5 protein-coding genes and 1 pseudogene are annotated in these 9195 nt (G+C 41.6%); 3 read left to right on the top strand and 3 right to left on the bottom strand.

What is annotated here, in order from left to right; all coding sequences use genetic code 11:
* Positions 1 to 78 precede the first annotated feature (78 nt).
* The 3 genes from K1F36_RS02655 to K1F36_RS02645 form a co-directional block, all read right to left on the bottom strand.
* The gene (locus K1F36_RS02655) at positions 79 to 1074 is read right to left on the bottom strand and encodes a polysaccharide deacetylase family protein (RefSeq protein ID WP_220112433.1); all 996 of its coding nucleotides are present in this window, start codon (positions 1072 to 1074) and stop codon (positions 79 to 81) included.
* Between the two features lie 103 nt (positions 1075 to 1177).
* Positions 1178 to 2233 carry a GntR family transcriptional regulator gene (locus tag K1F36_RS02650; protein ID WP_220112432.1) on the bottom strand — a complete coding sequence of 352 codons (1056 nt, stop codon included), beginning with the start codon at positions 2231 to 2233 and terminating at the stop codon, positions 1178 to 1180.
* A 132-nt stretch (positions 2234 to 2365) separates the two neighbouring features.
* Positions 2366 to 3196, bottom strand: coding sequence for an SGNH/GDSL hydrolase family protein (locus K1F36_RS02645; protein WP_220112431.1), 831 nt, complete (start codon positions 3194 to 3196; stop codon positions 2366 to 2368).
* Positions 3197 to 3931: 735 nt separating this feature from the next.
* Between K1F36_RS02645 and K1F36_RS02640 the strand changes: the two genes are divergently transcribed.
* From K1F36_RS02640 to K1F36_RS20360, 3 genes and pseudogenes are all read left to right on the top strand, one after another.
* Positions 3932 to 5542, top strand: coding sequence for a carboxylesterase/lipase family protein (locus K1F36_RS02640; protein ID WP_220112430.1), 1611 nt, complete (start codon positions 3932 to 3934; stop codon positions 5540 to 5542).
* Between the two features lie 161 nt (positions 5543 to 5703).
* Positions 5704 to 8648 (top strand): annotated as a pseudogene (locus tag K1F36_RS02635) (family 78 glycoside hydrolase catalytic domain); the annotation flags it as partial.
* Between the two features lie 6 nt (positions 8649 to 8654).
* Positions 8655 to 9086 carry an alpha-L-rhamnosidase C-terminal domain-containing protein gene (locus tag K1F36_RS20360; RefSeq protein ID WP_417943580.1) on the top strand — a complete coding sequence of 144 codons (432 nt, stop codon included), beginning with the start codon at positions 8655 to 8657 and terminating at the stop codon, positions 9084 to 9086.
* Positions 9087 to 9195 lie beyond the last annotated feature (109 nt).

The raw sequence follows: 9195 nt of genomic DNA, 5'->3' as shown, positions 1-9195 counted from the left end.
AAACTTAAAGTGGCCGGAATTTCTTCCGACCACTAGTGCCCTAAGGGTGCCTTTTTTATAAATAATATTCAGAGGAACTTACTTGTCCATCTTCTCAAAACGTTGCATGATTTCTTTCCAGTTGGTAAAGATGATGTCTTCTTCTTCCAAAAACTCTACCACAGCTGGATCAGCGAACATTTCGGCTTCCCAACCCCGTTGTTGCCAAGAGTCCGTAATGTTCTTTAGGTTTTCCGTAGGTTCAGATGGATGAAAAATGATTTCGGTAAGCCCGCTAGGAAAGGAAAGAATCGTTTGTTTGAACGCCTCTATTTTTTCTTCGTAGGTTGAGGCACTGGGAACATATCCGAAGAAATCAAGTTTGGGTAAATCATAATCCTTGATCAATTGAATCATTTGGTCGTCAATTGGGTAGCCCATATTTCTAAAATGTTGGGCAACTTTAGGTTGTGTAAGGTCAATGGCATTGGCAGGAATCCCATACTCCATGGCCAGCCTCAGAAAGGCTTCGGTGTAACCTTTATCGGCATATAAAGTTCCCATATGGGTATCTATGTGGGTTGGCCTATGCCCCCATTCGATGGATTTTTCAATCTGTGCCCGAATCTCGGTTTCAACTTCTTTGGCGGTCGCATGTTCCACTACTTCTGGTACGGAACGCCAAAAGTTACCGGTCTCGTCCATTAAACCTTTAACGGAATCTTTAGGACTTACTGGACCCCATCTATGTGTTTCCCATTCGCTTGTTAGGGTGAGGTGCAGACCAATGTCCAATTTTGGCTCTCCTTGGACCCAGTGCATAAACTCCTGTGAATTGGGACAAGGAATCATAACTGCGGCCGATTGGATTTGGCCTTCGGTAAGCATGGGTTTTACCGAATGGTTCGCTTCTGGGCACATGCCAATATCATCTGCATGAAGCACCAAAACCTTTTTCCCTGCCGGCCAACCAAGTCTCTCGGCCCAGGTTTGTGGTTCTGTGACCTTTTTGGTCTGGATCACAGGTTCTTTGTCATCTTGATTTTTGTCTTTACAGGCCAGGGTCAACATGCCCAAAGACAGGAATGTTGCCATCAGCGGAAGTTTGTGTTGTTTCATTTTTATGTTGCTGGATTAAATTATTCTGATTTGTTCATTTTCTGGTTTCTGGCCGTAAATAAGCATCACAATAAGATGATTAAGTGGACTTTCTGTTTATAAAAAAGAAAGGGTTTTTTACGCTTTCAAATTTATTTTCCAAAATCATGTCTGCTGCGGTCTCTCCCATTCTAGCGAAGTCGGTTGAAACTGCCGTGATGCCCAAAAGTTCTTTAAGGGGTGTGTCGTTATAGCAGATGATACCAACATCCTTGCCCATTTCCAACGAGCTTTTACGGACTAATTTGATCAGGCTCACCAAGTCCGACTCTTCAATGGAAATATATAGGTCCCCGGCTTTAAGTTCCATATCCTCATAGACCTCATTGATTATCTCGTATTCAAATCCATATTGAACACAGAATTGTTTAAAGCCCCTGGTAATCCTCATAGGGTAGGGGTAAAGTGAATTCTCGGGATAGATAAGAATCAGGTTTTCATATTTCTGGATGATTTCAAGGCCATCCACAAGGGCGTCAAAAAGATCTTCTTGAAAGTTTTGATATATTTTTGCAGCATTTTCCTTGGGGTTGGACTTGATGTTGTCCATTATGATCAATTTATTGTCCGGAATTTTATTGACAGCTTCGAGTGTTTTTTCCGTAAAACTTACATGCTTTAGGTCATCCGTCTTAAAATGCGGCATGATCACAAAATAATCATAAGCGTCAATATTTTTGTCCAGAAGGTTTAGGAACATCGTTTCATCGCAATGGTATACATTAAGGTCAATATGGGCTTGGTCGCCCATCCTATCGATGAACGATTGATAGACTTTGAGCTTATAGGAACTCAATTTGTTGATGAGAAAGAAAACGTTGATCTTGGATACAAGTTCTGTACTTGAAATATAGGAGCCCTTACCTGGGATAGAGGAAATCACTTTTTTGCTCTTTAGCAGGTTATAGGCTTTTTCTACAGTATCCCGCGAAAGATAAAATTCTTCGCTCAACTCATTGATAGAGGGAATCCGGTCGTTCACACTAAAGTTCCCGTTGGCAATGTTCGTTAAAATGGAATTTACGATTTGTTTGTACTTGGGGATTTTAGAGTTCTGTTTTACCTCTATGTAACTCAATACTTTTTTGGATGTCATCGGTATTCTAGGGGGAATTTAAGGTTAATTGCAACGTTTTTATATCGACTTTGAGAGTGATGGCAAACTTTGTGTTCATTAGACTTTGGATTCGTAAAATACTTATTTTAGTCAAAAAATATGGCTGAACAATTAATTTTTTGAATCCAAAAACGGTTGTATTGAAATAAACAAAAGATTAGCAATGTTTTGCATTCCCTTATCCCCAGGATGGATTCCTATCCCATCTACCTTCCAATCATTTTTCTCTCCTGGATAATCAGTTTCATTTTTTGCATAGTTCTCGGGATCGATCAATGTTAAATGGGAAAGGTCGACCAAATGAATACCCGTTGCTATGGCCGCCTGCTGTATTATTTTGTTTTTCTCCAGTGATGGAAAAAAAGGAGTGGTAGCGACAATATGTCTCTGATTGTCCGATTTGAACGAATCAATCAGGTTGATATATTGTTTTCCGAAGAGTGCCAATACCGAAGCATTTTCCCCATCCACATTTTCGCCTAATTGAAAAACCACAATATCCGGGTTATAGTCTTGGAGTTCCTTTACTGTCTGAGCATTCCAACCCTTGGGCTCCCTTTCAAACGTGGCAAAGTTGGATATCCTCATGCAGACCTTATGATTGGGACGTTTTACCTGAATAGATTGAAATAGTTGATGGGCATAGTCGTTTTCCTTTTCGGAAGCGGCCATTCCGCTATTGTGGTACCATCCAATCCCGGGCGCTATTCCATGATAGGAAAGGCTGTTCCCTATAATCAGTAGTTTGAGCTCCTTGCCCATGCCAGTGTTACAAGTATCGATATAAGAGGGAATAAAAACATTGTTCATTTGCCCTAACATATCTCCTTCCTTTTTTTTTGAAATGTTCGCAACCTCTTTTGGCTTTATGGCACAGCTCCAATTAAACAATATAATTAGTAGGATGATTGCTGTTGGCCTTTTCAATTTAGATTGTGGCATGTGTTTATGTTTTGAACGTTTTGGCTTGTTTATGACCAGTGTTCATTTTATAGAGGCTCGACTTTGATAGTTCTACCAATGCTTCCGATATCCCTCAGATTACTTTCACCCGTAAATTTACCAGACTATTTTCTTTTAAGTGTTCTGTACTGTTAAGTAAGATTGCCAAAAGGACCAAGAACCAGACTTGTAACAAAAAAATAAGCGATTAGATGGGAGTCATACTTTTGATTTTGGTTCTGTCTTATTAAATATGGTAGTTTAAAAACGAATTAATTTGAGGACTTGCCAACAACATTATATTATGTAGGAGGCCCGGCTCCTGTTCAAGAATAGGGATGTCATATACATGCCGTTGAATCGCTTTAATAAGGTCAAGGAGCTTTACGAGGCTGTTTTATGACAAGGAGTTTCCCATGAAAAGTTTTCAGAAAAAGATATTGGGACTGAATGTTCTGGAACGTTAGGGCAAAAATATACCGGAGCTCAAAATAGGGCTCCGTGTGTCTATAAATTAAAGAGATAGCTACAAAACAAGAAATCGGGATTCTAGCCGATATCCTTGAAAAAATGTAAGTAAGAGGGAATCCAGCTTCTATGGCAAAACTGATTTTGAAGGAATCCTAGCCAACAATGAGTGGTTTTTTGGGACAGGATTGTATATTTAAGGGATAGCAATCTCTTTAGTCAACAAAGATTGCCCATAAGGAACGAACATAATTTAAGCACATAAAAATGAAAACAAGATTAATGTTACTAATTGGGGTCTGCCTTATTGGGCAAATTGCAATGGCACAAACCGAAGTTGTAACCGGAGCAGATGTGGCCGTTACCGATACCGAATCCGGAAAAGTCCGCGGATTTATTCAAAATGGAATATACACTTATAAAGGGATTCCCTACGCGACAGCAGAGCGATTTATGCCTGCAAAAAAAGTAGCACCTTGGGATGGAGTCAGGAGTTCCACTATGTATGGCCCGGTAGCTCCGTTGATGACACCTACCACACATGTGCAAGATGAATCAGAATTCGTTTTCGATCATGATTGGGGATACACGAGTGAAGATTGTCTTCGGCTTAATGTTTGGACACCTAGTATTGATGATGGTAAAAAAAGACCCGTACTTTTTTGGATTCACGGAGGCGGATTTACCGCAGGCTCAAGTCAAGAACTCCCATCATACCATGGGGAAAATTTGAGCGCCAAAGGTGATGTGGTCGTGGTTTCTATCAATCATAGATTGAATATTTTGGGCTTTTTAGATCTTTCCGCCTATGGTGACAATTACAAACATACACCCAATAATAGTATGTTGGATATTGTAGCTGCCTTGGACTGGGTAAAGAGTAACATCACCAATTTTGGGGGAGACCCCAACAATGTAACCATTTTCGGTCAGTCCGGGGGTGGGGCCAAGGTCAATACACTTATGGCCATGCCAAAGGCCAAAGGATTGTTTCATAAGGCAATTAACCAAAGTGGCTCCTTTAGGGGAAGTCTTTCCAAAAAAGAAACAACAAGAGCCATTGCAGCCGAGGTACTAAAAGAACTTTCACTATCGGAGGACCAAGTGGATAGTCTACAGACTATTCCATTTGATAAATTGAGTGCAGCGGGGAGCGCAGCATTGCAAACAGTGGCCAAACAAATGAAGGCAGAGGGTATTGTTCCCGTGGGAATGAGCCTCAATTGGGGGCCAAGCATGGACGGCACTGTACTTCCTCACGATTTGATGTCCGATGAGGCATTCGAACTTTCCAAAGATATTCCTTTGATGGTGGGAACTACCAAAAATGAATTTACCCCATTTATGAATGGTCGCTTTTTTAACGCATCTGAAGAAAAAGTGATGGCACATATCAAAGAAACATACCAGGAAAAGGCAGATGCTTATATAGCAGCAGTCAAAAAAGCCTATCCAAACGACACAAGACCTTCAGACCTTCTGGATATCGACGCTACCTTCAGACCTGGGGCCGTTTTCCAAGCCAACAAAAAGTCGCAATTGGATAATGGTGCTCCGGTGTATATGTTTATGTTTACATGGCAATCCCCTGTTTTTGATGGGAAGTACAAGGCGCTTCACTGTATGGAACTGCCATTTGTTTTCGATAATGTGGAACGGGCGAGACAAATGACCGGGGGCGGTCAAGAAGCCCATGTTTTGGCGGATAAAATGAGTAGTGCGTGGATCAACTTTGCCAAAAAAGGAAATCCTAATCATGACGGATTACCACAATGGCCGGAATACAATCCCAAGAATACAGCTACCATGTTTTTTGATAATACATGTGAAGTTAAACCACAACACGACAAGGAATTCTTGGCTTTGATAGCTAAGTGATAAACCGGTCCTACATCTAAAAAACTAAGCAATGAAATTATTTTCAAAAACAGTTGCTACCCTTATATGGGCGGGTCTTCTTATGTTTATTTCTTGTGGTTCCCCAACCACAGAAACTGAAAATCTAAGGTAATCAAGAATCCAGTTTTGAAACCGGGTTGATGAACCCTGAAATATCCGCTTGGGAAGGCGCTCAATTTATCGACACCAATACTTTGACCTTGGACGCCACGTCTGCATTGCTCTTTGATATAGAAACTGATTTTCAGATTGTGGAAGGGAATACAGCGTCTCTTATCATTGGAGCCAATTATTTTAGGTTCAATGATAAGTTTCAGAACATCAATAACATGGGGGGTGAAAACTACCTCCGATTGGAAATTGATATTTCAGGGGTGGGCAGTTCCAAGGGTGCACTCTTGAACATTTATCGCGTTGGTTTTGATAAGGACGATTCGGCCAAGAAACCTTATATGTCCATTTCCAAGGCCAACTACCCTCAAACCAATATTAATGCATTGATTACACCGGGCAACAAATCCCAAATGAACAAACTCAGAATCGGAGTTAATGCCAGCAATATTGTAATCAAAATTAATGGGGAAATGCTGCTTTTGGAACCTGAAGACCCCAATAATCCCATACCTCCTCAATTTAGGGAAGTAGGTTTTTCTGTTACAGGTGTCGGTGGCGGAAACTTTTTGACATATCCTCATATAAATTCAATTGGTTTTGCCGCAGAACCGGGCACAAAGGCAATCTTTAAGGATTACAAAATTTTGAATGCTGGAAAAAGCGACCCAAACAATAATGAGGTCTTTGGAAAAGATGTAGGGGCTACTTATGCCATATTCAAAGATTTTGAAGGTGTTTCCTTTAATCAAGACGGCATCATCGAACTTGGTAATACTACTGACGCAACCTTGATTCAATATGCGGATCCAAGTCATGGCTCCGCAACCATGCTGCGCTCAGAATTTAATACAGGAAATAAGAATATCGCCAAGGCAAAACTGTATGTTACTTCAATGGGTTCCAACGAGGTATATATCAATGGTAATCGAATTGGTGAAGATTGGTTTGCACCTGGTGCTACCCAGTTTCGGGAAACCTTGGGGTACTACGCCTATGATGTCACAAAAAACATCAATCAAGGGAAAAATGTGATTGGAGCATTGGTTTTTCCTGGCTGGTACACAGGTTATATGACCTATACACCTGCAAACTTCATTTTTTTTGGAGATACCGAAGCTTTGTTGGCCAAATTGGTCATCACTTATGAGGGTGGGAATGAACAAACTGTGGTTACTGACCCAGATACTTGGAAAATATTTACCGAAGTTCCAGTGGAATACGGAAGTTTTTTTCAAGAGGAACTTTACAATACCCTCAAAGAAAAACACATTGCGGTTGATGGTAAAACAAATGGCTGGGCCACCACGGCATATGATGATTCAAAATGGTCCAACGCCGAAGAAGTACTATCAAGGGATTGGATAGATTTTGAAATCGTGTCCCGCTACGACCGACCTGTACGTGTTGTGGAAAACCTTCAGGCGACGGAGGTGATGGAAGTACATAGTAAAGATGAAAGGACATACACTTACAACATGGGGGTCAACATGGTGGGCGTTCCCTCCATTACCGTTCCCCAAGGATGGCTCAAAAAAGGGGATACCGTCATATTGAGGTATGGGGAACAAGTTTACCCTGGACTAGAAGGGGATGAACCTCAGTACATTGATAGATATGGGTATAAAAATGGCAAGGGCATTGCAGGACGTATCCTCACAGAGAATTACAGAGCTGCCATGGCAACCGATTTTTATATAGCCAAAGATGATGGTCAAGTAGTCATTCAACCAAAAACAACTTTTAGGGGCTACCAATACGTTCAGGTCACTTTGCCCAATCATACAGGGCCATTGCCATTGGAAAACGTAATGGGATTATCGCTATCTTCGGATGAACTGCCCTCGGGGACCTATGTGGCCACTACTACGGATGGAGCCACCGGAGAATTGGCCAATCAACTCTTTAAAAATATACGGCGTAGTCAGTTGGGGAATTTCTTCACATTGCCCACCGATTGCCCTCAACGAAACGAGCGTATGGGTTGGACGGGAGATGCGCAGGCCTATACAAGAACGGGAACCTATAATTCCGATACCTACAATTTTTTTAGACAATGGATGGTGGCCTTGCGCGATGACCAAGGTGTTGGTAGTGAAACGGAGGCCCCAGGAGGAATCGGAAGTACGGCACCCACCTACAACATGACTGATGATACGAGCTTTGCCAATGGAACAACTTGGGCCGCAGCCGTTTGTATGGTGCCTTGGCAATTATACACCCAGTACGGGGATACCAAGGTCATAGAAGAAAACATGGAAACCATGCGACTTTGGTTGGATGGGATGGATCATTATGATTTTAATGAGGAATATACGTATTTATCCTCCAAAACCGATGGATTGGCCGATTGGCTGGCCATGGACAACAATACGCCGCCCGAGTTGGTAAACAATGCATTTACATTTATATGATGGAGGTTACGGCCATAATGGCAGATGCCATAGGGGAAACCGAGTATGCCGGTACATTACGCGACAGGCATCAAAAGGCAAAAGAAGAATGGAACCAATTTTTTGTCGATCCTGAATCTGGAAGAACCAAAAACCTAGAGGGATTAATAGTGCATTCCCAATCGTCGTATGCCACTCCGCTTAATTTCAACGTTTTCAGTGAGAAAAATAAACTAAAGGCTGAAGCTTATTTGGCAGAACTGGTAAAAGAGCCCTCCACCAGTAATACAAAGCCTGATGGAACTAGGGTAACCTATCCCATGAGGGAAGGCGCCTTAGGTGGTTTTGGTATGAATAGCGAACAAGTAACCGAAGATTTTTTACCCTATACCATAACCACCGGCTTTTCCGGGACACCAAATATTTTACCATCATTGAGCAGGGGAGGCAAGGTTGATGAAGCATATAAATTGTTTTCAAGTACCGACTATACTTCTTGGTTGTATCCCGTTACTAAAGGGGCAACTTCTATTTGGGAGCGTTGGAACGGTTTTAAGGCCGCTTTCAAGGAAAACAACGAAAACAGGATGAATTCCTTCAACCACTTTGCCTTGGGTGCAGTTGGCCAATGGATGTACGAGTTTCAATTGGGCATCACTACCGACCATCAAAATGGAGAGGCTGGTTATAAGCATTTTGTTTTACAGCCACAGGTAGCCGGTACATTCGAATCCCTATCAGGTAGTTATGAATCAAATAATGGGAAAATATATAGCAGTTGGACTTCTGATGGCCAAGGAAACATGATATCTTACAAAGCAACTGTCCCGGCCAATACAAGTGCAACGCTTTATTTGCCAATGGGAATAGAGGGAGAAGATTCCCTTAAACCGATCAAAGGTGTTGAATTTAAAGGAATAGGGCAGCGCAATGGAATCAAAGTTGGCACCTATGAGCTTAGTTCCGGTACATTTGAGTTTAATTTGAAGGATGGGACAGTAAAAGTCAAGACTTTTTAGGATATTCGAATAACCGATCAGGCCCCACATTGGTATAAGGTGAATATGTTGATTTTACTGTATTCACCTTATACGATGTACATATTGAAAGGCTTGGCATACTGGCCAA

The sequence above is a fragment of the Flagellimonas abyssi genome (assembly GCF_019457905.1).
Lineage (GTDB): Bacteria > Bacteroidota > Bacteroidia > Flavobacteriales > Flavobacteriaceae > Flagellimonas > Flagellimonas abyssi.
Note: the sequence above shows the minus strand (reverse complement) of the source record. Positions and strands in the feature narration are given on the sequence as shown.

What these genes read in the sequence shown, in the direction of transcription:
- K1F36_RS02645 (WP_220112431.1), bottom strand. Translation starts at nt 3,196, where the DNA reads ATGCCACAATCTAAATTGAAAAGGCCAACAGCAATCATCCTACTAATT.
- K1F36_RS02640 (WP_220112430.1), top strand. Translation starts at nt 3,932, where the DNA reads ATGAAAACAAGATTAATGTTACTAATTGGGGTCTGCCTTATTGGGCAA.
- K1F36_RS02655 (WP_220112433.1), bottom strand. Translation starts at nt 1,074, where the DNA reads ATGGCAACATTCCTGTCTTTGGGCATGTTGACCCTGGCCTGTAAAGAC.
- K1F36_RS02650 (WP_220112432.1), bottom strand. Translation starts at nt 2,233, where the DNA reads ATGACATCCAAAAAAGTATTGAGTTACATAGAGGTAAAACAGAACTCT.
- K1F36_RS20360 (WP_417943580.1), top strand. Translation starts at nt 8,655, where the DNA reads ATGAATTCCTTCAACCACTTTGCCTTGGGTGCAGTTGGCCAATGGATG.